The 24081-nt window shown below is 71.1% G+C and carries 22 protein-coding genes and 1 pseudogene; 20 read left to right on the forward strand and 3 right to left on the reverse strand.

Annotated features, from left to right (window positions below; all coding sequences use genetic code 11):
• Positions 1-125: 125 nt before the first annotated feature.
• A pseudogene (locus GVV04_RS34800) lies at positions 126-377 on the forward strand (hypothetical protein); the annotation flags it as partial.
• 201 nt (positions 378-578) lie between these two features.
• On the opposite strand, the gene GVV04_RS34805 reads toward GVV04_RS34800, so the two are convergent.
• The 3 genes from GVV04_RS34805 to GVV04_RS17285 all read right to left on the reverse strand — a co-directional run bounded on the left by GVV04_RS34805 (position 579) and on the right by GVV04_RS17285 (position 1937).
• Positions 579-662, reverse strand: coding sequence for a hypothetical protein (locus GVV04_RS34805; protein ID WP_407938817.1), 84 nt, complete (start codon positions 660-662; stop codon positions 579-581).
• Positions 663-990: 328 nt separating this feature from the next.
• Entirely contained in the window at positions 991-1755 is a 765-nt protein-coding gene (locus GVV04_RS17280) for a peptidoglycan recognition protein family protein (protein WP_235966245.1), read from the reverse strand.
• Positions 1755-1937 (reverse strand): hypothetical protein, encoded by a 183-nt coding sequence (locus GVV04_RS17285; protein WP_161689052.1) that lies wholly within the window; start codon positions 1935-1937, stop codon positions 1755-1757. Before GVV04_RS17285 ends, GVV04_RS17280 begins: the two co-directional genes overlap by 1 nt.
• A gap of 207 nt (positions 1938-2144) precedes the next feature.
• On the opposite strand from GVV04_RS17285, the gene mqnC reads away from it, so the two are divergent.
• The 19 genes from mqnC to nuoN all read left to right on the forward strand — a co-directional run bounded on the left by mqnC (position 2145) and on the right by nuoN (position 24016).
• Positions 2145-3335: a cyclic dehypoxanthinyl futalosine synthase gene (gene mqnC / locus GVV04_RS17290; protein WP_161689053.1), complete on the forward strand. Its 1191-nt coding sequence runs from the start codon at positions 2145-2147 to the stop codon at positions 3333-3335.
• Positions 3336-3797: 462 nt separating this feature from the next.
• Positions 3798-5036: an LPXTG cell wall anchor domain-containing protein gene (locus GVV04_RS17295; RefSeq protein WP_161689054.1), complete on the forward strand. Its 1239-nt coding sequence runs from the start codon at positions 3798-3800 to the stop codon at positions 5034-5036.
• A 131-nt stretch (positions 5037-5167) separates the two neighbouring features.
• Positions 5168-5878 (forward strand): demethylmenaquinone methyltransferase, encoded by a 711-nt coding sequence (locus GVV04_RS17300; RefSeq protein WP_161689055.1) that lies wholly within the window; start codon positions 5168-5170, stop codon positions 5876-5878.
• Between the two features lie 72 nt (positions 5879-5950).
• Positions 5951-6175, forward strand: a complete 225-nt coding sequence (locus tag GVV04_RS17305; RefSeq protein ID WP_161689056.1) for a DUF2267 domain-containing protein — start codon at positions 5951-5953, stop codon at positions 6173-6175.
• Positions 6176-6308: 133 nt separating this feature from the next.
• Positions 6309-7586, forward strand: a complete 1278-nt coding sequence (locus tag GVV04_RS17310) for a geranylgeranyl reductase family protein (RefSeq protein WP_161689057.1) — start codon at positions 6309-6311, stop codon at positions 7584-7586.
• 181 nt (positions 7587-7767) lie between these two features.
• A complete protein-coding gene (locus tag GVV04_RS17315; RefSeq protein ID WP_161689058.1) occupies positions 7768-8133 on the forward strand; it encodes an NADH-quinone oxidoreductase subunit A in 366 nt (121 codons plus the stop codon).
• 13 nt (positions 8134-8146) lie between these two features.
• Positions 8147-8824: a NuoB/complex I 20 kDa subunit family protein gene (locus GVV04_RS17320; RefSeq protein WP_161689059.1), complete on the forward strand. Its 678-nt coding sequence runs from the start codon at positions 8147-8149 to the stop codon at positions 8822-8824.
• Positions 8821-9558 (forward strand): NADH-quinone oxidoreductase subunit C, encoded by a 738-nt coding sequence (locus tag GVV04_RS17325; protein WP_161689060.1) that lies wholly within the window; start codon positions 8821-8823, stop codon positions 9556-9558. Before GVV04_RS17320 ends, GVV04_RS17325 begins: the two co-directional genes overlap by 4 nt.
• Positions 9555-10880 carry an NADH-quinone oxidoreductase subunit D gene (locus GVV04_RS17330; protein ID WP_161689061.1) on the forward strand — a complete coding sequence of 442 codons (1326 nt, stop codon included), beginning with the start codon at positions 9555-9557 and terminating at the stop codon, positions 10878-10880. The genes GVV04_RS17325 and GVV04_RS17330 overlap by 4 nt, the downstream gene beginning before the upstream one ends.
• Complete coding sequence (nuoE, locus tag GVV04_RS17335) at positions 10877-11896, forward strand: NADH-quinone oxidoreductase subunit NuoE (RefSeq protein WP_161689062.1); 1020 nt, start codon at positions 10877-10879, stop codon at positions 11894-11896. The genes GVV04_RS17330 and nuoE overlap by 4 nt, the downstream gene beginning before the upstream one ends.
• Positions 11893-13209 carry an NADH-quinone oxidoreductase subunit NuoF gene (nuoF, locus tag GVV04_RS17340; RefSeq protein ID WP_161689063.1) on the forward strand — a complete coding sequence of 439 codons (1317 nt, stop codon included), beginning with the start codon at positions 11893-11895 and terminating at the stop codon, positions 13207-13209. Before nuoE ends, nuoF begins: the two co-directional genes overlap by 4 nt.
• Positions 13209-15719: an NADH-quinone oxidoreductase subunit G gene (locus GVV04_RS17345; protein ID WP_161689064.1), complete on the forward strand. Its 2511-nt coding sequence runs from the start codon at positions 13209-13211 to the stop codon at positions 15717-15719. The genes nuoF and GVV04_RS17345 overlap by 1 nt, the downstream gene beginning before the upstream one ends.
• The gene (nuoH, locus tag GVV04_RS17350) at positions 15716-17068 is read left to right on the forward strand and encodes an NADH-quinone oxidoreductase subunit NuoH (protein WP_161689065.1); all 1353 of its coding nucleotides are present in this window, start codon (positions 15716-15718) and stop codon (positions 17066-17068) included. The genes GVV04_RS17345 and nuoH overlap by 4 nt, the downstream gene beginning before the upstream one ends.
• A gap of 1 nt (position 17069) precedes the next feature.
• A complete protein-coding gene (gene nuoI / locus GVV04_RS17355; protein WP_161689066.1) occupies positions 17070-17711 on the forward strand; it encodes an NADH-quinone oxidoreductase subunit NuoI in 642 nt (213 codons plus the stop codon).
• Positions 17708-18478: an NADH-quinone oxidoreductase subunit J gene (locus tag GVV04_RS17360; protein WP_161689067.1), complete on the forward strand. Its 771-nt coding sequence runs from the start codon at positions 17708-17710 to the stop codon at positions 18476-18478. The genes nuoI and GVV04_RS17360 overlap by 4 nt, the downstream gene beginning before the upstream one ends.
• Positions 18475-18774, forward strand: coding sequence for an NADH-quinone oxidoreductase subunit NuoK (gene nuoK / locus GVV04_RS17365; protein WP_117668432.1), 300 nt, complete (start codon positions 18475-18477; stop codon positions 18772-18774). Before GVV04_RS17360 ends, nuoK begins: the two co-directional genes overlap by 4 nt.
• Before the next feature lie 26 nt (positions 18775-18800).
• Entirely contained in the window at positions 18801-20744 is a 1944-nt protein-coding gene (gene nuoL, locus GVV04_RS17370; RefSeq protein ID WP_161689432.1) for an NADH-quinone oxidoreductase subunit L, read from the forward strand.
• A 64-nt stretch (positions 20745-20808) separates the two neighbouring features.
• The gene (locus GVV04_RS17375; protein WP_161689068.1) at positions 20809-22341 is read left to right on the forward strand and encodes an NADH-quinone oxidoreductase subunit M; all 1533 of its coding nucleotides are present in this window, start codon (positions 20809-20811) and stop codon (positions 22339-22341) included.
• Positions 22342-22462: 121 nt separating this feature from the next.
• Entirely contained in the window at positions 22463-24016 is a 1554-nt protein-coding gene (gene nuoN, locus GVV04_RS17380) for an NADH-quinone oxidoreductase subunit NuoN (RefSeq protein WP_161689069.1), read from the forward strand.
• Positions 24017-24081 lie beyond the last annotated feature (65 nt).

The raw sequence follows: 24081 nt of genomic DNA on the forward strand, positions 1-24081 counted from the left end.
ATGACCGGAGATCTTGGAAGATTTCGGCCCCTCCAGGGGCCATTTCCTGCCAAGATCTCCCACACCTCAGTCGTGAATCGGCCCGGCGTCGGAGAATGGCGTTCCTGGTTGGGGTGCGCGGCACGATGGCCCGGGCCGCGGTTCGAGAACTTGATGACCTTCAGAAAGGGTCCTGTCTGCGCTGCTTTCACCAGCAAGGGCGTGCCTCCGCCGGTTCTCGCGCAGCCGGGACAGAACCGTTCCGCCGGCCGGCGATCTTCATCGATCCGGGGCCGAGGACGACCACCCCTGAGCTGTCCGGCGTGACCTGGCGCAAGTCCACCCGCAGCGGCCCACACGCCAACTCCGTGGAGGTGACCCCGCTGACCGAGGCGGTCGCCGTACGCGAGAAGGATCCGATGCTGGCCTTCGCCCCCGTCCTGGGCCGCCTTCGTCGGCGTACCGACTCGGCGCCTGACCGCCCGGTGGGGCCGGTCCGGACGACGCAGGCCGGTTGTGCGGGCCGGTTCGGACGGCGCAGGCTGGCTGTGCGGGCCGGTTCGGACGATTCAGGCCGGCAGCGCGCTGGGCGGTTGCGCTCAGGCCAGCAGTGGGGTGAGCAGCCGTGCCGGGTCCACGGTGCCGGGCCGGTCGCTCACCTGGCCGTCCCCCAGCTCGATCACCCGCCACTCCCCGTCGTTCGTCCCAGTGGTGCTTCATCGACTTGCAGTAGTCGCGGAGCACGGCCGGGCCGTCGCCCAGCGCGACGCGGGCCCGGTCGAACGCGTCCCGCCCGGCCCCCACGGTCCACGTCGTGGCCGGCGTCACGGGCTTCAGGGCCGCGTACCAGCCGGGGAGTTCGTGCGCCCGCCGGTAGTGCTCGGCGCTGGTGCGCAGCGTGACGCCCCGCGCGGCCAGCGCGTCCGCGAAGGCGGCGGGGCCGGAGCGGGTCGGCGGGTACGAGCAGCAACATCCCGCCATCCTCCCCGAGCCCAGCCGCCCGGGTGGGCGTCAGCTCGGGGCCTTGACCTGGCCGTCGAAGGCGATGCTGCGCCACAGGTCGAACTGGCGGTCGTTGCCGACCAGGGGGTTGCCGACCAGCGCGACGGCGGCGTGCACCTCCTCGTCGTTGCGGAGCCCCCGGAAGTAGCCGGGGCCGACCAGGGCGATGCCCCGGCCGGGTGACTGGATCAGCTTCATGTCGTTCTCCGTGAGGTCGAGGGGCGGGTTGCCGGTGAGCTGGCGGGCCACGTCGGCGCGCATCGAGTCGAGGTCGACGAAGGAGGGGTCGATCTTGCCGCTGGTGCTGGTCTCCCGGTGGCCCCGGGCGTGGCTGGCATCCCGGCCGAGCCGCCGCAGCACGGCGGCGGTCGCGAGCACCGAGGCGGCGTACTGCGCGTTGGTCATGGCCTGGTTGACCCCGTTGTAGTCGATCTCCCAACCGACCATCAGGGTGTTGCCGTCGCCGGCCGGGATCGGGCCGCTGCCCCGGCTGACGCCGGCGTGGTTGGCCCGTCCGCCCGAGATGACGTGGAAGACGCCGTTGTGGTCGACCAGCGCCTGACAGAGCGGGCCGGGCAGGTCGGACCGGCCGTTGACGCAGATGTTCAGGGCGGGGTGCGGGTTGGCGGCGCTGGAGGTGGCTGCGGTGTGGTGCCAGAGCACGCCGATCGGGGCGAACGAGCTGCCGGCGACCCGGCCGAGCCAGTCGCCGTGTTCGACCACTGTGACGCCGGCGCCGCGGAGCACGTCGGCGAGCCAGGGGATGGTGGCCATCAGGGCCCCAGCAGATCGGCGAGGCACTCCGGCGCGGGATCGGCCGCGCTGGCCTGGGTGGCCGCGCTGGCGGGCTGGGCCGTCGTGGCGAGGAGCAGGCCGCCGGCCACCAGCGGGACCAGCCCGACGAGGGTGCGCCGCCGGACCGGGTTCTTCGGAGGAGATGGGGGCTCATTGATCATGAAAGAATAGTAGAACTTCTATGCGTTGCCGGTAGCCCCGATCGCCCCCAGTCCTGCCCCCTACAGACCTTGGACAGGTCGCGTCCGCTGCTGACGGAAACCGTCCACGATCTGAGCGAGGGCTTGTGGGGGTGGGGAGATGGGGGATGGGTCACGGTCCGGCGCACCACTGAAGGCCCGGATGGGGGTCGGCGTACCCTCGGAGGGGTGACGGTGAGCCGGGAGATCGACGACATCCTGCAGCGCGGCGCGGACGGCGGGCGGATCACGCCCGAGGAGGCCCTGCTGATCTACACCGAGGCGCCGTTCCACGCCCTCGGCGAGGCGGCCGACGCGGTGCGTCGGCGGCGCTACCCCGACGGCATCGTCACCTACCTGATCGATCGCAACATCAACTACACGAACGTCTGCGTGACGGCGTGCAAGTTCTGCGCCTTCTACCGCGCCCCCAAGCACAAGGAGGGGTGGACCCACCCGACCGAGGAGATCCTGCGCCGCTGCGGCGAGGCGGTCGAGCTGGGCGCCACCCAGGTCATGCTCCAGGGCGGCCACCACCCCGACTACGGCGTGGAGTACTACGAGGAGCTGTTCTCCTCGGTGAAGAAGGCGTACCCGCAGCTCGCCATCCACTCGATCGGGCCGAGCGAGATCCTGCACATGGCCAAGGTCTCCGGCGTCAGCCTCGACGAGGCCATCGCCCGGATCAAGGTGGCCGGGCTGGACTCGATCGCCGGCGCCGGCGCCGAGATGCTGCCGGACCGGCCGCGCAAGGCCATCGCGCCGCTCAAGGAGTCCGGCGCGCGCTGGCTTGAGGTCATGGAGCTGGCCCACCGGCAGGGCCTGGAGTCGACCGCGACGATGATGATGGGCACCGGCGAGACCAACGCCGAGCGGATCGAGCACCTGCGGATGATCCGCGACGTGCAGGACCGCACGGGCGGGTTCCGGGCGTTCATCCCGTGGACGTACCAGCCGGAGAACAACCACCTCAAGGGCCGCACGCAGGCCACCACGCTGGAATACCTGCGGCTGGTCGCGGTGGCCCGGCTGTTCTTCGAGACCGTCCCGCACCTCCAGGCGTCCTGGCTGACCACCGGCAAGGACGTCGGCCAGCTCGCCCTGCACATGGGGGTGGACGACCTCGGCTCGATCATGCTGGAGGAGAACGTCATCTCCTCGGCCGGCGCCCGGCACCGCTCCAACCTGCACGAGCTGATCGGCATGATCCGCTCGGCCGACCGCATCCCGGCCCAGCGGGACACCCTCTACCGCCGGCTCGCGGTGCACCACACCCCGGCCGACGACCCGACCGACGACCGGGTGGTCTCGCACTTCTCGTCGATCGCCATGCCGGGCGGCGGGGCGGGCCGGCCGCTGCCGCTGGTCGAGGTCAACTGACCCACCGCGCACCGACGGGCACTCTGACCCACCGCGCACCGACGGGCACTCTGACCCACCGCGCACCGACGGGCACTCTGACCCACCGCGCACCGGCGGACACGCTGGGCGAGCGCTCACCGGCCGGTCGGCCGGTGAGCCGATCGGCGGTCCGGACAGTTCTGCTCGGCCTGTCGGACCTGGTGTGCGTCTAGTCGTCCGAAAGGGTCGCGCAGGCCAGCGCGGGTCGCTAACGTCCCCCGCGACGTGGTCCGAGGCACAGTCCTCCATCGGTCCGTGGGGGCCGTTCACATAGAGCACGGCGGTGGGGGCGGGATGGTCGACCATCCCGCCCCCACCGTCTTGACGGGCGGGGCCGGACGGATGAAATGCCGTGCTGGCTCCTGGCGCAATCGATCTACCTCGGATAACGTCCGCTCGGTTCCGTAAAAACCCTCCTCCTTCCCTAACCCCGGGGGATCAATGACCTCGTTCCACCGTTCGGCCCTGGCCCGTGTCGGCGCCGTGGCGCTGCTGGCCGCCGGCGGCCTGGCCACCGTGGCGGCCCCGGCCCAGGCGGCCGACCAGGCCGACCTGGCGCTGGTCCCGCTCAGCCAGAACCTGGCCAAGGGCGTCGAGGCGGCCAAGGCCAAGCCGTTCAAGTTCACCGTCGACAACACCCGCAGCTCGGTCGCGGCCCGCGACGTCCGGGTCACCGTGGAGACGAAGGGCCTGACCAAGCGGGTCGGCTTCGTCGTCCCCGACGGCTGCGACGTCTCCGGCACCGCCTTCACCTGCCTGCTCGGCGACCTGGCCGGCGGCACCAGTGAGGACTTCGGCATCCCGCTGTTCAGCACCGGCGGCCGGGGCAAGGGCGGCGCGCTGAAGGTGACGGTCGCCTCGTCGACCGCCGACCCGAACACGGACGACAACAGCGAGACCGTCGACGTCACCGTCACCCGCCCCGGCTACGACCTCACCTCCTGGGTGCAGGACGGGTACGCCAACGTCGTGGTCGACGGCGCGCAGAGCAACGAGCCGGACCTGAAGCCGATCCCGCGCGGCGCGACCGCCCCGCTGGACTGGGCGATCTACAACGACGGCAGCCGCCGGGCGACCGGCGTCTTCTACTCCATCACCCTGCCGGCGAAGGTCAGCTTCGCGAAGCTGCCCGGGAACTGCGTCGAGCAGGAGATCGGCGGCCTGGCCCAGGCGTTCTGCGAGGACGCCGGCGCGGTGCTCCGGCCGGGCGAGTACTACACCGACGACGTGCGGGTGAAGGTCGCCGACGACGCCGACCAGCCGGTGCTGCGCATCGGCGAACTCTTCGCGTACGGGCTGGACGAGGCGCAGGGTACCCCCGAGTCGGAGTCGAAGGTCGCCTCGGCGGCCCAGCGTCGCGCCTTCACCGAGACGGACGAGACCGACAACCAGGCCGTCTTCGACGTCTTCGTGGACCTGTCCGCCCAGCCCACCCCCACCCCCACCCCCACCCCGACGCCGACCGGCACCCCGACCACGGGCCCGTCCGCTGGGCCGAGCGCGACCACCTCGCCGGGCACCGGCGGTGGCGGCGGCGGGCTCCCGGTGACCGGCGTGCAGGCCGGGCTGATCGGTGGCATCGGCGGCGCCGTGCTGCTGGCCGGCGGGGCGATGCTGGTGCTCTCCCGCCGCCGCCGGGTGCTGCTGGTGACCCCGGGGGACGAGAAGTCGAACCACTGACCGTCGGGAACGACTGACGCGTCCGACGTGACGGGACGGGCGGGGTGGGCGACCACCCCGCCCGTCCGCGTACCTCCGCCCCGCGCCGCCCCGGCATCGGTCAGCGGGGTGTCGGCTGGCAGAGTGGAGGGGTGAGCCTTACCCCGCAGGGCCAGCGCGCCAGCCTGGACAAGCAGCCGCACGAGGTCGCCGCGATGTTCGACGGCGTGGCCGCCCGCTACGACCTGACCAACACCGTCCTCTCCTTCGGGCAGGACCGGTTCTGGCGGCGGGCCACCCGGGCTGCTCTCGGGCTCGGCCCCGGCGACCGGGTGCTGGACGTCGGGGCGGGCACCGGCGTCTCGACCGAGGAACTGGCCCAGTCCGGCGCGTACGCGGTCGGCGCGGACCTCTCCCTCGGCATGCTGCACGCCGGCAAGCGGTCCCGCCCCACGGTGCCACTGCTGGCGGGGGACGCGCTGCGGCTGCCCTTCGCGGACGCCAGCTTCGACGCGGTGACCATCTCCTTCGCGCTGCGCAACGTGTCGGACACCGACGCGGCCCTGCGCGAGCTGGCCCGGGTCACCCGGCCCGGCGGCCGGCTGGTGGTCTGCGAGTTCAGCACCCCGGTCAACCCGGCGTTCCGCACGGTCTACCTGTCGTACCTGATGCGGTCCCTGCCGGCGGTGGCCCGCACGGTGTCCAGCAATCCGGACGCGTACGTCTACCTCGCCGAGTCGATCCGGGCCTGGCCGGACCAGCAGGCCCTGGCGGCGCGGATCGGCGCGGCCGGCTGGGGCCGGGTGGCCTGGCGCAACCTGACCGGTGGCGTGGTCGCCCTGCACCGCGCGGTTCGCGACTGAGCCGTTCGGATCGCTCGCGACACGCTTCCCGAATGCGCGGAATTAGTCCACTTTGCCCGGTAGGCTTGCCTTATGACGGGAGCAGAGCCGGCGCACTCGACGCCGAGCGAGGACGCCGCGGAACTCGTCGCCCAGATCAGGGAGCTGGCGGGGGTCGATCCGGCCGACGTCCGTCAAGTGGTGGCGGAGGTGCTGGCGGCCCTGGACCGCGCGGCCGGCGGCGCCCTGCGTGACCACCTGCCGGAGGCCATCAGGGTCGATGCGGGTCTGGACGAGCCAACCTCCGCGCCGCTTTGACCCCTTTGTGGAGCCCGGCGGCTCTCACCTCGGCAAGTTAGGGCCACCTAACCAGGCGGGGACGTAACGTCGGTCATAGACTCCATCCGACTGGCTTGTGAAGGATTTCACGAGCGCTCGGGAGGAGGCCCAGATGACCGCGGTGGAGAACGACGCCGACGTGATCGTCGTGGGCGCCGGCCCCGGTGGGTCGGCGACGGCGTACCACCTGGCGCAGCACGGCGTGCGGGTGCTGGTGCTGGAGAAGACCGAGTTCCCCCGGGAGAAGGTCTGCGGCGACGGGCTGACCCCGCGCGCCGTCCGGCAGCTCATCCGGATGGGTGTGGACACTTCGCCCGAGGCGGGCTGGCTGCACAACCGGGGCCTGCGGGTGATCGGCGGCGGCGTCCGCCTGGAGCTGGACTGGCCGGACCTGGCGAGCTTCCCCAACTACGGCCTGGTCCGCACCCGGCTCGACTTCGACGACCTGCTCGCCCAGCGCGCCGTCTCGGCCGGGGCGAAGCTGCGCACCAGCGTCAACGTGGTCGGTCCGGTGCTCGACGCCGACAACCGGGTGGTCGGGGTGGAGGCCGAGGTCGGCCCGGACAAGGAGCCCGCCACCTTCCGCGCCCCGCTGGTGGTCGCCGCGGACGGCGTCTCCGGCCGGTTCCCGCTCTCCCTGGGGCTGGCCAAGCGGGAGGACCGGCCGATCGGGGTGGCCGTCCGGCGGTACTACCGCTCGCCGGCCAAACACGACGACGACTACCTGGAGTCGTGGCTGGAGCTGCGCAGCAAGGCCAGCGGCGACAACCTGCTCCCCGGGTACGGCTGGATCTTCGGCCTCGGCGACGGACGGGTCAACGCCGGCCTCGGCGTGCTCAACTCCTCGACCGCCTTCGGCAAGACCAACTACCGGCGGCTGCTCACCGACTGGCTGGCCAACACCCCGGAGGACTGGGGGATGACCGACGAGGCGAACGCCGAGGGGCCGATCCTCGGCGCGGCGCTGCCGATGGGCTTCAACCGGGTGCCGCACTACACCCGCGGCGTCATGCTGGTCGGCGACTCCGGCGGCATGGTCAACCCGTTCAACGGCGAGGGCATCGCGTACGCGATGGAGTCCGGCGAGCTGGCCGCGGAGATCGCGGTGCAGGCCCTCGCCCGGCCGGCCGGCGCCGAGCGGGAGCGGGCGCTGATGGCGTACCCGCAGGAACTGAAGGCCCGGTTCGGCGGCTACTACCGGCTCGGCGGGATCTTCGTGAAGCTGATCGGCCGTCCGGAGATCATGCGGATGGCCACCAAGCACGGCATGCCGCATCCAGCCCTGATGCGGTTCGTGCTCAAGCTGCTGGCCAACCTGACCGACCCGCGCGGCGGGGACGCGATGGACCGGGTCATCAACGCGATGACGAAGGCGGCGCCAGCCGTGTAGCGCGAGGAGGCGCGCGAGCCCCGCAGGTCGCCGACGAGTGTGGGGCGCTTGGCCGGGGTGGTCGACGAGGACCGCAGGTCGGACAGGGATCGACCCCGCCGACAGCCGTCGTGAGGGACGTGAATAGTGTGATTTTGGCCAACCACCGCCGAGGGCAGGGAAGGACGAGCAGGAGACCACAATGACGCTCTCGCCTTACGCACCCATCATCGGGCTGTTCGCCCTCGCCGCGGCGTTCGCGCTGATCTCCGTGGCCGCCGCCCGCTTCGTCGGCCCGCGCCGGCACAACAAGGCCAAACTCGAGGCGTACGAGTGCGGCATCGAACCCAGCCCGCAGCCCGTCGGGGGCGGCCGGTTCCCGATCAAGTTCTACCTGACGGCGATGCTCTTCATCGTCTTCGACATCGAGATCATCTTCCTCTACCCCTGGGCGGTCTCGTTCGACGCCCTGCCGATCTTCGGCTTCGTGGAGATGGTCCTGTTCATCGTCGCGGTCTTCGTCGCATACGCCTACGTGTGGCGGCGCGGCGGCCTGGACTGGGACTGAGGGAGACACGCAGATGGGTATCGAGGAGAAGCTTCCCGCCGGCGTCCTGCTCACCTCCGTGGAGACGCTGGTCAACTGGTCGCGGAAGACGTCCTTCTGGGGCGCCACCTTCGGCCTGGCCTGCTGCGCCATCGAGATGATGGCCGCCGGCGGCCCGCACTACGACCTGGGCCGCTGGGGCATGGAGGTGTTCCGCGCCTCGCCCCGGCAGGCGGACCTGATGATCGTGGCCGGCCGGGTGAGCCAGAAGATGGCACCGGTCCTGCGCCAGATCTACGACCAGATGGCCGAGCCCCGCTGGGTGCTCTCGATGGGCGTCTGCGCCAGCAGCGGCGGCATGTTCAACAACTACGCCATCGTGCAGGGCGTCGACCACATCGTGCCCGTCGACATGTACCTCCCGGGCTGCCCGCCCCGGCCGGAGATGCTCATCGACGCGATCCTCAAGCTCCGCGAGAAGGTCATGCACGAGCCGCTGGGCCCGAACGGGCGCAAGATGCACGAGGCCCGCTTGGCGCGCGGCGACGTGCCGGCCGTCCCGTACGGCTCGATGCCGTCGTCGTACCGCAGTGACAAGGCCCGCCGTGCCGAGTGGACCAAGGCGGTTCGTGAGGGGCGCGAGGAGCAGCTGCGGATCGAGAACTGGATGAACGCCCAGAACCACCTCCACCCGCACGGAGGCATCAAGTGAGCGCAGCTTCCGACAAGCCGAACACCGGCGGCCTGCCGGTGCCGGTGACGCCGGCCGGGGCCAGCAGCGGCGCGCCCGCCGAGCACCCGCCGGCCAGCCCGGCCGGGCAGGGCATGTTCGGCATCCACGGCTCGGGTGACGTCTCCGGCTTCGGGGGCCTGGTCCGCCCGCGCCAGCCGGTCGAGGAGACCCCCCGGCCGTACGGGGGCTACTTCGACGAGGTCCGCGACGCGCTGGAGGAGGCCTACCCGGCGTTCGGCGACGCGATCGAGAAGGTCGTGGTCGACCGGGGCGAGCTGACCCTGCACGTCCGCCCGGAGCGGATCGTCGAGGTCTGCCAGGTGCTGCGCGACGACCTCGCGCTGCGCTTCGAGCTGTGCTCCTCGGTGTCCGGGGTGGACTATTTGGGCGCCGACGAGCGCCGGCTGCACGTGGTCTACCAGCTCACCTCGATGACGTACCGTCGCCGGGTGCGGCTGGAGGCCGCAGTGTCCGCCGAGGACCCGCACCTGCCGAGCGTCACCAGCGTCTACCCGACCGCCGACTGGCAGGAGCGGGAGGCGTACGACATGTTCGGGATCGTCTTCGACGGCCACCCCAACCTGACCCGGATCCTGATGCCGGACGACTGGGAGGGGCACCCCCAGCGCAAGGACTATCCGCTCGGCGGCGTCCCCGTCGAGTACAAGGGCGCGGAGATTCCGCCGCCGGACCGACGGAGGTCGTACCAGTGACGACGTCGAACTACGCGACCGAGCGCGAGACCACCGAGGGCCGGGTCTTCACCGTCACCGGTGGGGACTGGGACCAGATCGTCTCCGGCACGGACCCGATCAACGACGAGCGGATCGTCGTGAACATGGGTCCGCAGCACCCGTCCACCCACGGCGTGCTCCGGCTGATCCTGGAGCTGGAGGGCGAGACCGTCCGCGAGGCGCGGTCGGTCATCGGGTACCTGCACACCGGCATCGAGAAGAACCTGGAATACCGCAACTGGGTGCAGGGCACGACCTTCGTGACCCGGATGGACTACCTCGCGCCGCTGTTCAACGAGACGGCGTACAGCCTCGCGGTGGAGAAGCTGCTCGGCATCACCGACGACATCACCGAGCGGGCCACCACGATCCGGGTCCTGATGATGGAGCTGAACCGGATCGCCTCGCACCTGGTCTGGGTGGCCACCACGGCCATGGAGCTGGGCGCGATCAACATGATGCTGTACGGCTTCCGCGAGCGGGAGTACATCCTCGACATCTTCGAGAGCGTCACCGGCCTGCGGATGAACCACGCGTACGTCCGGCCGGGCGGCGTGGCGCAGGACGTGCCGGACGAGGCGATCGTCAAGATCCACAGGTTCCTCAAGATGATGCCGAAGAGGCTCAAGGAGTACGAGGACCTCCTCTCCGGCCAGCCGATCTGGATCGAGCGCACCACGAACGTCGCGGTGCTCGACGCGACCGGCTGCCTCGCGCTGGGCGTCACCGGCCCGGTGCTCCGCTCCGCCGGCCTCGCCTGGGACCTGCGCAAGACCATGCCGTACTGCGGCTACGAGACGTACGAGTTCGACGTGCCGACCCACACGGACGGCGACGTCTGGGGCCGCTACCTGGTCCGGCTCGCCGAGATCCGGGAGTCGCTCAAGCTCGTCGAGCAGGCGGTGGACCGGTTGAAGCCGGGCCCGGTGATGGTCGCCGACCGCAAGATCGCCTGGCCGGCGCAGCTCGCCATCGGCGTCGACGGCATGGGCAACTCGCTGGAGCACGTCGCCAAGATCATGGGTCAGTCGATGGAGTCGCTGATCCACCACTTCAAGCTCGTCACCGAGGGCTTCCGGGTCCCGCCGGGCCAGGTGTACGTCGGCATCGAGTCGCCCCGCGGCGAGCTGGGCGTGCACGCCGTCTCCGACGGTGGCACCCGCCCGTACCGGGTGCACTACCGGGAGCCGAGCTTCGTCAACCTCCAGGCCCTCCCGGCGATGTCCGAGGGCGGCCTGATCGCCGACGTCATCGCCGGCGGCGCCTCGCTGGACCCCGTGATGGGTGGATGTGACCGATGACGACTTTCACTGAACAGACGCGGGAACGGGCGCGGGAGATCATCGCCCGGTACCCGGCAGACCGGTCCCGCTCGGCGCTGTTGCCGCTGCTGCACCTCGTGCAGTCGGAGGAGGGGTACGTCTCCCCGGCCGGCGTCGAGTTCTGCGCCGACGTCCTCGGCCTGAACAAGGCCCAGGTCGGCGCGGTGGCCACCTTCTACACGATGTACAAGCGCAGGCCGACCGGCGACTACCTGGTCAGCGTCTGCACCAACACGATGTGCAACGTGCTCGGCGGGCAGGAGGTCTACGACACCCTCGCCGAGCACCTCGGCGTCGGCCACGACGAGACCACCGCCGACGGCAAGGTCACCCTGGAGCACGCCGAGTGCCTGGCGGCCTGCGACTACGGCCCGGTGATGACCGTCAACTACGACTTCTTCGACGGCGTCGACCCACAGGCCGCCCTCGGGGTGGTCGAGGAGCTGCGCTCCGGCGGCCGGCCGATGCCGACCCGGGGCGCGCGGCTCTGCACGCTGAAGGAGATGGCGGTGCAGCTCGCCGGCTTCGCCGACGAGCGCGAGGGCGCGGTCGCCGACGGCGGCCCGGGCGAGCCCACCCTGCGCGGCCTGCGGCTGGCCGAGCAGCACGGCATCTCGGTGCCGGGCTACGACCCGAACACGCCGATCCGCAGCAAGGCGGAGGCGGACGCCGCCGCCGCGCGGGCGAAGGCCGCGGAGCAGGCGAAGCCCGCCCCCGCCACCACGGCGAACGGCAGCACCGCCCCCGACGTGAAGGCGCCGGACGCCAAGTCGCCCGAGGTGCGGGCCGCCGAGACCCGGCAGCCGGACGCCCGGACCGCCGTGCCGGACGCCCCCGGCACCAGGATTCCGGCAGACCCGACGCCCCCGACGCCCCGCGACGCGCGGGAGGCCGAGGCCGCCGGCGTCGCCGCGAACGCGCCGGCCGGCGACGGCAAGCCCGCCGGCGACGAGGCCGGCGCGCAGGAGCGCTCCCTCAAGGAGGCCCAGAAGTGACCACTCCTCGGCCGGATACCCTGGCCAAGCTCACCCCCGTGCTCACCAAGCGCTGGCTGTCGCCGGACGCCTGGCGGATCGGCACGTACGAGAGGCTGGACGGCTACGCCGCCCTGCGCAAGGCGCTCAAGGCCCACCCGGACGACCTGATCCAGCTCGTCAAGGACTCCGGGCTGCGCGGTCGCGGCGGCGCGGGTTTCCCGACCGGCCTGAAGTGGGGGTTCATCCCGCAGGGCGACGGCAAGCCGCACTACCTGGTGGTGAACGCCGACGAGGGCGAGCCGGGCACCTGCAAGGACCTGCCGCTGATGACCCACGACCCGCACTCGCTGGTCGAGGGCGTGATCATCGGGTCGTACGCGATCCGGGCGAGCCGGGCCTACATCTACATCCGCGGCGAGGCGGTGCACGCCGCCCGCCGGCTGCGCAACGCCGTGCAGGAGGCGTACGCCAAGGGCTACCTCGGTAAGAACATCCTCGGCTCCGGGTTCGACCTGGAGCTGGTGGTGCACTCGGGCGCCGGGGCGTACATCTGCGGCGAGGAGACGGCGCTGCTGGACTCGCTGGAGGGCTTCCGGGGTCAGCCCCGGCTGCGCCCGCCGTTCCCGGCGACCCACGGCCTCTACGCCAGCCCCACGGTGGTCAACAACGTCGGCACCATCGCCAGCGTGCCGTACATCGTGCTCGGCGGGGCCGACTGGTGGAAGTCCATGGGCACGGAGAAGTCCGCCGGGCCGATGATCTACTCGCTCTCCGGCCGGATCGCCGACCCGGGCCAGTACGAGTGCACGATGGGCGTCACGCTGCGCGAGCTCCTGGAGCTGGCCGGCGGGATGCAGCCGGGGCACAACCTGCGGTTCTGGACCCCGGGCGGCTCGTCCACCCCGCTGCTCACCGCCGAGCACCTGGACGTGCCGCTGGACTTCGAGGGGGTGGCGGCGGCCGGCTCGATCCTGGGCACCACGGCCACCCAGATCTTCTCCGACCAGGACTGCCCGGTGTACGCGACGTACCGGTGGCTGGAGTTCTACCACCACGAGTCGTGCGGCAAGTGCACCCCGTGCCGCGAGGGCAACTACTGGATGGTCCGGGTCTACCGGCGGATCCTCGCCGGCCAGGGCACCCACGAGGACCTGGACACCCTGCTCGACACCTGCGACAACATCCTCGGCCGCTCGTTCTGCGGCCTTGGTGACGGTGCGACCAGCTCGGTGACCTCGTCGCTGAAGTACTTTAAGCAGGACTACCTCGACTACATCGAGGGACGTACCGCGCCGAAGCTGTCGGACAAGCAGCTGGTGGGAGCGCACTAATGACCGACGTAGCCAAGCCGACCGAGACCGTCACCCTCACGATCGACGGCATCGAGGTCACCGCGCCCAAGGGCGCGCTGCTGATCCGGGTCGCCGAGCAGTTGGGCACCGAGATCCCGCGCTTCTGCGACCATCCGCTGCTGGCCCCGGCCGGCGCGTGCCGGCAGTGCCTGGTCGAGGTGGAGGGCCAGCGCAAGCCGGTGGCCTCCTGCACCCAGACCGTCGCCGACGGCATGGTGGTCCGCACCCAGCTCTCCTCGCCGGTCGCCAAGAAGGCGCAGGAGGGGGTCATGGAGCTGCTGCTGCTCAACCACCCGCTCGACTGCCCGATGTGCGACAAGGGCGGCGAGTGCCCGCTGCAGAACCAGGCGATGTCCACCGGCCGCACCGACTCGCGCTTCCACGAGCACAAGCGGGAGTACGAGAAGCCGATGGCGATCAGCACCCAGGTGCTGCTCGACCGCGAGCGCTGCGTGCTCTGCCAGCGGTGCACCCGGTTCTCCGAGGAGATCGCCGGCGACAAGTTCATCGACCTGATGGGCCGGTCGTCCGCCGAGGAGATCAACATCTACCGGGACGAGGCGTACGGCGAGGAGGGCGACGCGGGCGACGTCCCGTTCAACTCGTACTTCTCCGGCAACACCGTGCAGATCTGCCCGGTGGGCGCGCTGACCGGCGCGCAGTACCGCTTCCGGGCCCGCCCGTTCGACCTGGTCTCCAGCCCGAGCGTGTGCGAGCACTGCTCGGCCGGCTGCGCCCAGCGCACCGACTGGCGGCGCGGCAAGGTGACCCGCCGGCTGGCCGGCGACGACCCTCAGGTCAACGAGGAGTGGAACTGCGACAAGGGCCGCTGGGGCTTCCAGTACGCCCGCGCCTTCGACCGGCTCACCACCCCGCTGGTCCGCGACTCCGAGACCGGCGAGCTGCGCGAGGCGTCGTGGAGCGAGGCGCTGACCGTCGCCGCCGAGGGGCTGCGGGCCGCCCGGGACGCCGGCCAGGGCACGGCGGTGCTGACCGGCGGCCGGCTGACCGTCGAGGACGCGTACGCGTACGCGAAGTTCGCCCGGGTCGCGCTGAACACGAACGACATCGACTTCCGGGCCCGGCCGGTCTCCCGCGAGGAGTCCGACTTCCTGGCGAGCACGGTCGCCGGGCGCACCGACGTGACCTACGCCGACGTGGAGAACGCCCCGGCGGTGGTGCTGGTCGGGCTGGAGCCGGAGGAGGAATGCCCGATCCTCTTCCTGCGGCTGCGCAAGGCGTACCTGAAGAAGAAGATCAAGGTGTACGCGCTCGCGCCGTTCGCCACCCGCGGCCTGGAGAAGCTCGGGGCCAAGCTGGCCCGGGTGGTGCCGGGCGAGGAGGCGAGCGTGCTCGCCGAGCACGCGACGGTGGCCGAGGCGCTGAGCACCCCGGGCGCGATCCTGATCGTCGGCGAGCGGCTGGGCGAGGTGCCCGGCGGCCTGTCGGCGGCGGCGGACGTCGCCCGGCGTACCGGCGCGAAGCTGGCCTGGGTGCCACGGCGCGCGGGCGACCGCGGGGCCGTCGACGCCGGCTGCCTGCCGAACCTGCTCCCCGGCGGCCGTCCGGTCACCGAGCCGGCCGCCCGGGCCGAGCTGGGCGAGGCGTGGGACATCGCGGCCGGGGTGATCCCGAGCCAGGCCGGCCGGGACACCGACGGCATCCTCGCCGCCGCCGCGAACGGCAAGCTCGGCGCGCTGGTGGTGGCCGGGGTCGACCCGGCCGACCTGGCCGACCCGCGGCTGGCCGAGCAGGCCCTCGACGCGGTGCCGTTCCTGGTCAGCCTGGAGCTGCGCAACAGCGCGGTGGCCCGCCGGGCCGACGTGGTCCTCCCGGTGGCCCCGGTGGTCGAGAAGGCCGGCAGCTTCCTGGACTGGGAGGGCCGGCTGCGGCCCTTCGAGGCGGTGCTGCACACCGCCGCGATGACCGACGGCCGGGTGCTGGACGCGCTCGCCGCCCTGCTCGACGTGCAGCTCGGCACGGGCGACGTGCTCAGCGTCCGCCGGGAGCTGGGCAGCCTGACGCCGACCCGGGCCGATCGGCCGTCTCCGCCGTCGGTGGAGCCGGCCCCGGTGCCGCAGCCCGGCGCCGGCGAGGCCGTCCTGTCCACCTGGCACCAGCTCATCGACCTGGGCAGCCTCACCGACGGTGACGAGCACCTGGGCGGCACCGCCCGCCTGCCGGTGGCGCGGGTGGGCAAGGGCACCGCGGAGGCGCTCGGCGTCGCCGACGGTGACCCGGTGACGGTGGGCACCGACCGCGGGGCGATCACCCTGCCGGCGGCGATCACCGAGATGCCCGACGGCGTCGTCTGGCTGCCGACCAACTCACCCGGCTCCACCGTGCGGCGCGGCCTCAACGCGACGTCCGGCACGGTGGTACGGATCTCCGCGGCGGTCGCCGCCACGGAGCAGGCCACCGCGGCGGTCGCCGCGGACGCGGCCGGCCGCCCGGGTCCGCTCCTCAACACCGGGGGTGTTTCCCAGTGAACGCGGTCTACCTGGCCCAGGACCCGACGCTGGCCGACTTCGGCAAGGACCCGTGGTGGCTGGTCCTGATCAAGGTCGTCTTCGCCTTCGTCGTCGCCGTGCTGGCCACGCTGCTCGGCGTCTGGTTCGAACGGCGGGTCGTCGGCCGGATGGCGGTGCGGCCCGGCCCCAACCAGGCCGGCCCGTTCGGCCTGCTCCAGACCCTGGCCGACGGCATGAAGATGGCCTTCAAGGAGGACATCCTCCCGAAGGCGGCGGACAAGGTCGTCTTCTTCTTCGCGCCGACCATCTCGGTGATCTGCGCGGTCACCGCCCTGTCGGTGGTGCCGTTCGGCCCGATGGTGAGCATCTTCGGCCACCACACGCCGCTCCAGGTCACCGACGTGCCGGTGTCGGTGCTGGTGCTGTTGGCGTGCTCGTCGATGGGCATCTACGGCATCGTGCTCGGCGGGTGGGCCTCCGGCTCGACATACCCGCTGCTCGGCGGCCTGCGCTCCACCGCCCAGATGATCTCCTACGAGGTCGCGATGGGGCTGAGCATCGTTGCGGTGTTCATGACCGCCGGCACGATGTCCACCAGCGGGATCGTCGCCGCCCAGGGGGACGCCACCCGGCTGACCATCCTCGGCACCGAGGTGCCGGCCCCCGGCTGGTACGCGATCCTGCTGCTGCCGAGCTTCATCATCTTCTTCATCTCGACCGTCGGCGAGACCAACCGGGCGCCGTTCGACCTCCCCGAGGCCGAGTCGGAGCTGGTCGCCGGCTACATGACGGAATACAGCTCGCTGAAGTTCGCGCTCTACATGCTCAGCGAGTACGTCGCGATGGTGACCATGTCCGCGGTCACCACGACGCTGTTCCTGGGCGGTTGGCGGGCCCCGTGGCCGATCACCCTGTGGGAGGGCGCCAACTCCGGTTGGTGGCCGCTGCTGTGGTTCTTCGGCAAGGTGATCGCACTGGTCTTCGTGTTCGTCTGGCTCCGCGGCACCCTGCCCCGGCTCCGGTACGACCAGTTCATGCGCTTCGGTTGGAAGGTGCTGCTGCCGATCAACCTGGTCTGGATCCTGGTCCTGGCCGGCCTGCGGTCGATCGAGGGCTGGCAGACGAGGGACCGGCTGCTCGCCACCGCGATCGGCGCGGGCGTGCTGCTGCTGGCGACGCTGCTCTGGCCGAGCCGCAAGCCGAAGCCGAAGCGGTCGCTCCAGGAACAGGCCAACAGTCGTCCGCACGGCAGCTTCCCGCTGCCACCGATGGACCTGCAAGTGCCACCGAGCCCGCGCACCAAGCGCGTGGTCGCCGAGCGGGAGCCGGCCAACGTCACCGCCGGCTCGGACTCCAGGGAGGTGTGACGTGGGCGCGATCACCGGAACGTTCAAGGGCTTCGGAGTCACCTTCTCGCACATGTTCAGGAAGGTCGTAACGACCGACTACCCGTTCAAGCCGCCGGTACCGGCGCCGCGCTACCACGGGCGGCACGTCCTGAACCGGCACCCGGACGGCCTGGAGAAGTGCATCGGCTGCGAGCTGTGCGCCTGGGCCTGCCCGGCCGACGCGATCTACGTCGAGGGCGGGGACAACACCGAGGAGAACCGCCTCTCGCCGGGTGAGCGGAACGCGTCGGTCTACCAGATCAACTACGCCCGCTGCATCTTCTGCGGGCTGTGCATCGAGGCCTGCCCGACCCGGTCGCTCACCATGAGCAACGAGTACGAGCTGGCCCGGGACAACCGGCAAGACCTGATCTTCACGAAGGAGCAGCTGCTCGCGCCGCTGCTGCCGGGCATGGAGCAGCCCCCGCACCCGATGCGGCTCGGGGACAGCGAGAAGGACTACTACGTCGGCGCGCTGACCAACCCGGGTACGTCGGCCGGTGCCGAGCACGCGACCAACAGCCCGGGCCGGTACCCGGTGGAGGAGCACCCCGGGGTGACCTTCCCCGGCGCCGAGCAGCACGCCCAGCGGGCGGCGGCGGGCAAGGGGGACAAGGCATGACCACGCAGACGGTGCTCGCCGCGGCGGGCGGGGTGTCCGGGGGCGAGGAGGTCACCTTCTACATCCTCGCCCCGCTGGCGCTGATCGGCGCGATCGGCATGGTCGTGGCGCGCAGCGCCGTGCACTCGGCGCTCTGGCTGGTGCTGACCATGCTCTGCCTGGGCGTGTTCTACGTCCTGCAGGCCGGGCCGTTCATCGGCATGGTGCAGATCATCGTCTACACCGGCGCGATCATGATGCTCTTCCTGTTCGTGCTGATGCTGGTGGGCCGGGACGCCTCGGATTCGCTGATCGAGACGCTGCGCGGCCAGCGGGTCGCCGCGGTGCTGCTCGGGCTCGGCTTCGCCGGCCTGGTCGGCGGCGGCCTCTACCGGGCGCTGGACGGCGTCCAGGCGGTGGGCCTGGAGCAGGCCAACGCCGAGGGAAACGTGCAGGGCATCGCCCGCCTGCTGTTCACGAAGTACGTCTTCGCCTTCGAGCTGACCTCGGCGCTGCTGATCACGGCCGCGGTCGGGGCGATGGTGCTGGCGCACGTCGAGCGGCGCAAGGAAGACAAGATGGACCAGGTCGCCACGATGAAGGCCCGCTTCGCCCCGGGTAACTACCCTGGCCCGAAGCCCGGCCCGGGCGTCTTCGCCACCTCCTCCTCGGTGGCCACCCCGGCCCGCCTGCCCGACGGCCGGCTGACCGAGCGTGGCATCTCGACGATCCTGCCGGTTCGGGAGCTGACCGCCGAGGAAACCTCGCTGAAGGGGACGGACAAATGACCCCGGACTACTACCTGGTGCTCGCCGCGGTGCTGTTCACCATCGGTGCGGCGGGGGTGCTCATCCGGCGTAACGCGATCGTGCTGTTCATGTGCGTCGAGCTGATGCTGAACGCGGCCAACCTGACCCTCGTCACCTTCAGCCGGATCAACGGTGACCTGAACGGCCAGATCATGTCGTTCTTCGTCATGGTGGTGGCCGCGGCCGAGGTCGTGGTCGGCCTCGCGATCATCATGTCCATCTTCCGGACCCGGCGCTCCGCGAGCGTCGACGACGCCAACCTGCTCAAGTACTAGAGGGGCCAGCAGTGGGAGAGATTCTGATGAACGCCCCGGCCGAGCCGGCAGGTGCCGTCGTCTACGCGCCGGCGAGTGGGCTGCTCGGCAGCGTCTGGCTGCTGGTGGCGATCCCGCTGGCCAGCGCGGTGATCCTGCTGCTGCTGGGCCGGCGGGCCGACCGCTGGGGGCACTGGCTCGGGGTGGCCTCGGTCGGCACCGCATTCGTGCTCGGCCTGACCTACTTCTTCCAGCTGCGCGGCCTGGAGAACAAGTCGGTCGAGCAGAGCCTGTGGGACTTCATCGCCGTCGGTGACTTCAAGGTGGACTTCGGTCTGCTGTTCGACCCGCTGGCTGCGGTCTTCGTCCTGCTCATCACCGGGGTGGGCTTCCTGATCCACCTGTACGCGGTCGAGTACATGGCGCACGACGAGGGCCGGCGGCGGTTCTTCGCCTACTTCAACCTGTTCGTCGCCGCGATGCTCCTGCTGGTGCTCGGCAACAACTACGTGATGCTGTACTTCGGCTGGGAGGGCGTCGGTCTGGCGTCGTACCTGCTGATCTCCTTCTGGTACGGCCGGCCGAGCGCGGCCACCGCCGGCAAGAAGGCGTTCCTGATGAACCGGGTCGGCGACGCCGGCCTGGCCATCGGCATCTTCATCATGTTCGCCACCCTCGGCACCACCCAGTACGACGAGGTGTTCAACGGGGTCGGCTCGCTGACCGCGACCACCGTGCTGGTGCTCGGCCTGCTGCTGCTGCTCGGGGCGACCGGCAAGTCCGGCCAGTTCCCGCTCCAGGCGTGGCTGCCGGACGCGATGGAGGGCCCGACTCCGGTGTCGGCGCTCATCCACGCCGCCACCATGGTCACCGCGGGCGTCTACCTGATCGCCCGGTCCAACCCGATCTTCTCGGCCAACTCGACGCTCCAGCTCGTGGTGGCCAGCGTCGGCGCGCTGACCCTGCTGATCGGCTGCGTCATCGGCGCGGCCAAGGACGACATCAAGCGGGTGCTGGCCTGGTCGACGGTGAGCCAGATCGGCTACATGTTCCTGGGCGTCGGCCTCGGCGGCGGGGCGTACGCGCTGGCGATCATCCACCTGCTGGCGCACGGCTTCTTCAAGGCCAACATGTTCCTCGGCGCCGGCTCCGTCATGCACGGCATGAACGACCAGGTGGACATCCGCCGCTTCGGCGGGCTGGCCAAGCACATGAGGATCACCTGGCTCACGTTCATGATGGGCTGGCTGGCCATCATCGGCATGTTCCCGTTCTCCGGCTTCTTCTCGAAGGAGCCGATCATCGTGGCCGCCTTCGAGCGGGACGACTGGACTGCCTGGCTGTTCGGCGGGGCGGCGCTGCTCGGCGCCGGCCTCACCGCGTTCTACATGACCCGGCTGTTCGTGCTCACCTTCCACGGCCCGAAGCGGTGGACCGAGGACATCGAGCACCCGCACGAGTCGCCGAAGCTCATGACGATCCCGTTGATCCTGCTCGCGATCGGCTCGGTCGGCGCCGGCTTCCTGCTCTCCACCTCCGTGCCGGAGTGGCTGGCGGCGACCGCCGGGCTGGGCGGCCACGAGGAGGGCCACGAGCCCGTCCTCGCGCACTGGCTGATCACCGCGCTCTCGCTGCTGATCACCGTGGTGGGGGCGGGGCTGGCCTGGTTCCTGTTCCGCACCGGCACGGCCACCGAGCCGCAGCCGGCGGGTGTGCTGGTCACCGCAGCCCGGCGCAACCTCTACACGGATGCCGTCAACGAGACGGTCTTCGAGAAGCCGGGGATCTTCCTCACCAGGGCGCTGGTCTTCCTCGACAACCGGGGCGTCGACGGGCTGGTCAACGGCCTGGCCGCCGCGGTGGGCGGGGGCTCGGGCCGGCTCCGGCGGCTGCAGACCGGCTTCGTCCGGTCGTACGCGACGTCCATCCTGGCCGGCGCGCTGCTGGTGGTGGCGGCGTTCCTGGCCGTGCAGGCGGGGTGGCTGGCGTGATCGACCTCTCTACGGCCGCCCCCGCCGGCGGACCACGCAGTGACGACGGAGGTAAGGCCGCATAATGTCCAACTTCCCGTTCCTCTCGGTGCTGACCGTGGCGCCGCTGGTCGGCGCGCTGGTCGTGGCCGTCCTGCCGCGCCGCCGGCCGGACCTGGCCAAGCAGGTGGCCCTCGGGTGGTCGCTGCTGGTGCTGGTGCTGTCGGTGGTCATGTGGGTCAGCTTCAAGACCGGCGGTGACCGGCTCCAGTTCCGCGAGTCGTACACCTGGATCCCGCAGTGGGACGCCCGGTTCACCTTCGCCGCCGACGGCATCGCGCTGGTGATGCTGATGCTGATCGCGGTGCTGGTGCCGTTGGTGATCCTGGCGTCCTGGCACGACGCCGAGTCGTCGAAGCGCTCGGTGCCGGTCTACTTCGCCCTGCTGCTCATCCTCGAGAGCACGATGATCGGCGTCTTCGCCGCCGCCGACGTGTTCCTGTTCTACGTGTTCTTCGAGGTCATGCTCGTGCCGATGTACTTCCTCATCGGCAGCTACGGCGGCCACCAGCGGCAGTACGCGGCCGTGAAGTTCTTCCTCTACTCGCTGGTCGGCGGCCTGTTCATGCTGGCGGCGGTGATCGGCCTCTGGGTCGTCGGCGGGAAGACCTTCGACTGGCAGGCGCTGACCCAGGTGGACATCTCCACCGGCACGGGGCGCTGGCTGTTCCTCGGGTTCTTCCTCGCCTTCGCGATCAAGGCGCCGTTCTTCCCGTTCCACACCTGGCTGCCGGACGCGGGTGGCGCGGCCCCGGCCGGGGCCGCCGCGCTGCTGGTCGGCGTGCTGGACAAGGTCGGCACCTTCGGCATCCTGCGGTACTGCCTGCCGCTGTTCCCGGAGGCGTCGAAGTGGTTCGCCCCCTGGGCGCTGGCGCTCGGGGTGATCGGCATCATCTACGCGGCGCTGCTCGCGGTCGGCCAGAACGACCTGAAGCGGCTGGTGTCGTACACCTCGATCGCGCACTTCGGGTTCATCGGGGTCGGCATCTTCGCCTTCACCACCCAGGCCGGCACCGGCGCGGTGCTCTACATGCTCAACCACGGCCTCGCCACCGGCCTGCTCTTCCTGGTGGTGGGGATGCTGGTGGCCCGGCGCGGATCGGCCCTGATCAGCGACTTCGGCGGCGCGGGCAAGCTGGTGCCGCTGCTGGCCGGGGTGCTCTTCTTCGCCGGTCTGGCCTCGCTGGCGCTGCCCGGCACCGCGCCGTTCGTCTCCGAGTTCCTGGTGCTGATCGGCACCTTCACGGTGAACAAGCCGGTGGCGGTGATCTCCACGCTCGGCATCATCCTGGCCGCCGCGTACGTGCTGTGGATGGTGCAGCGCACCACCCAGGGCACGCTCAACCCGGCCCTGACCGAGATCGAGCCGATGCGCCGCGACCTCAGCCTGCGCGAGAAGTTCGTGGTCGCGCCGCTGATCGCGCTGATCGTGCTGCTCGGCTTCTACCCCAAGCCGGTCACCGATGTCATCAACCCCGCCGTCCGGGCCACCATGGAGGACGTCGGCAGGACCGATCCCGCCCCTGAGGTCGGCAGCGTCCAGGAGGCTCACCGGTGAGCGCCAGGAGTGAACGGGCGGAGCGAGTGAGCCCCAGCCGCCCGCGCGAGGAGCGAGCAGAGCGAGCCCCGCAGTCGCGGGCAGAGATTCGCGCAGTCGCGAACGAAAGGCGGCACGTGCAATGACCGAGCTGAAGTTGCCGTCGATCGACTACGCGGCGCTCGCTCCGATCCTGATCATGCTCAGCGCAGCCCTGCTGGGCGTGCTGGTCGAGGCCTTCGTGCCCCGCCGGCTGCGGCACGTCGGGCAGCTCTCCCTGGGGCTGCTGGCGGTGCTCGCCGCACTGGTGATGGTGATCCTGAACTCCGACGACCGGCTGCTCACCGCAGGCGGGGCGATCGCCGTGGACGGGCCCACGCTGTTCCTCCAGGGCGCGATCCTGGTCCTCGCCGCGATGGCGCTGCTGCTGATCGGTGAGCGTTCGGTGGAGCGGGGCGGGGCGTTCGTCGCCCAGGCCGCGGTCACCGCCGAGTCGGCCGACGACCGGCGGCAGGCCGAGAGCAGCAACGGGGCGACCGAGGTCTACCCGCTGACCAGCTTCGCGATCGGCGGAATGCTGATCTTCGTGGCGGCGAACGACCTGCTGACCATGTTCATCGCCCTCGAGGTCTTCTCGCTGCCGCTCTACCTGCTCTGCGCGCTGGCCCGCCGCCGGCGGCTGCTGAGCCAGGAGGCGGCCATGAAGTACTTCCTGCTCGGCGCGTACGCCTCGGCGTTCTTCCTCTTCGGCGTGGCCCTGGTGTACGGGTTCACCTCGGGCATCCCGGGCCGGCCGGCGGGCGTCGACTTCGCCACCATCCACGCCGCGGTGGCCGAGTCCCCGGCCAGCAAGGTGCTGCTCTTCGCCGGCATGGCGCTGCTCGCCATCGGGCTGCTGTTCAAGGCCGCCGCCGCTCCGTTCCACGTCTGGACCCCGGACGTGTACCAGGGAGCCCCGACGCCGGTCACCGGCTTCATGGCTTCCTGCACCAAGGTCGCCGCGTTCGGTGCCCTGCTGCGGGTGTTCCACGTGGCGTTCTCCGGGGCGGCGTGGGACTTCACGCCGGTCCTCGGCGCGATCGCGGTGCTGACCATGCTGGTCGGCGCGGTGCTGGCGGTGACCCAGACCGACATCAAGCGGCTGCTGGCGTACTCGTCGATCGCGAACGCCGGGTACCTGCTCGTCGGGGTGCTCGCGCCGAGCAAGGACGGGCTCTCCGGCACGATGTTCTACCTGGTCGCGTACGGGTTCTCGGTGCTTGCCGCGTTCGCGGTGGTGACCCTGGTCCGGGACGCCGACGGGGAGGCTACCCACCTGTCCCGCTGGGCCGGGCTGGGCCGGCGCTCGCCGTTCTTCGCGGCGATCTTCACCTTCCTCCTGCTGGCCTTCGCCGGTATCCCGCTGACCAGCGGGTTCATGAGCAAGTTCGCCGTCTTCGCCCCGGCGTTGGACGCCGGCCACGCGTGGCTGGTGGTGGCTGGCGTGCTGACCAGCATGGTGCTGGCGTTCCCGTACCTGCGGGTCGTGGTGATGATGTGGCTGTCCGAGCCGGGCGAGTCCACCCCCACGGTCACCACGCCGGGCGGGCTCACCTCGGCCGCCCTCATGATCGGCGTGCTGGCCACCCTGGTGCTGGGCGTCATCCCGGGCCCGCTGCTCGATCTCGCCAATGGCGCCGCCGAATTCGTACGATGACCGACCTTTCCCGGCGACGGGGCCGGCACGCGATCGCGTGCCGGCCCCGTCGCCGTATCCCCCGT

Source organism: Micromonospora rubida, from assembly GCF_009908295.1.
Lineage (GTDB): Bacteria > Actinomycetota > Actinomycetes > Mycobacteriales > Micromonosporaceae > Micromonospora > Micromonospora rubida.

Excerpts from the sequence above, each read along its gene's own strand:
- GVV04_RS17280 (WP_235966245.1), bottom strand. The coding sequence starts at position 1,755 with ATGGCCACCATCCCCTGGCTCGCCGACGTGCTCCGCGGCGCCGGCGTC.
- GVV04_RS17285 (WP_161689052.1), bottom strand. The coding sequence starts at position 1,937 with ATGATCAATGAGCCCCCATCTCCTCCGAAGAACCCGGTCCGGCGGCGC.
- GVV04_RS17295 (WP_161689054.1), top strand. The coding sequence starts at position 3,798 with ATGACCTCGTTCCACCGTTCGGCCCTGGCCCGTGTCGGCGCCGTGGCG.
- GVV04_RS17305 (WP_161689056.1), top strand. The coding sequence starts at position 5,951 with ATGACGGGAGCAGAGCCGGCGCACTCGACGCCGAGCGAGGACGCCGCG.
- GVV04_RS17310 (WP_161689057.1), top strand. The coding sequence starts at position 6,309 with ATGACCGCGGTGGAGAACGACGCCGACGTGATCGTCGTGGGCGCCGGC.
- GVV04_RS17315 (WP_161689058.1), top strand. The coding sequence starts at position 7,768 with ATGACGCTCTCGCCTTACGCACCCATCATCGGGCTGTTCGCCCTCGCC.
- GVV04_RS17320 (WP_161689059.1), top strand. The coding sequence starts at position 8,147 with ATGGGTATCGAGGAGAAGCTTCCCGCCGGCGTCCTGCTCACCTCCGTG.
- nuoE (WP_161689062.1), top strand. The coding sequence starts at position 10,877 with ATGACGACTTTCACTGAACAGACGCGGGAACGGGCGCGGGAGATCATC.
- GVV04_RS17345 (WP_161689064.1), top strand. The coding sequence starts at position 13,209 with ATGACCGACGTAGCCAAGCCGACCGAGACCGTCACCCTCACGATCGAC.
- GVV04_RS17360 (WP_161689067.1), top strand. The coding sequence starts at position 17,708 with ATGACCACGCAGACGGTGCTCGCCGCGGCGGGCGGGGTGTCCGGGGGC.
- nuoK (WP_117668432.1), top strand. The coding sequence starts at position 18,475 with ATGACCCCGGACTACTACCTGGTGCTCGCCGCGGTGCTGTTCACCATC.
- nuoL (WP_161689432.1), top strand. The coding sequence starts at position 18,801 with ATGAACGCCCCGGCCGAGCCGGCAGGTGCCGTCGTCTACGCGCCGGCG.
- GVV04_RS17375 (WP_161689068.1), top strand. The coding sequence starts at position 20,809 with ATGTCCAACTTCCCGTTCCTCTCGGTGCTGACCGTGGCGCCGCTGGTC.
- nuoN (WP_161689069.1), top strand. The coding sequence starts at position 22,463 with ATGACCGAGCTGAAGTTGCCGTCGATCGACTACGCGGCGCTCGCTCCG.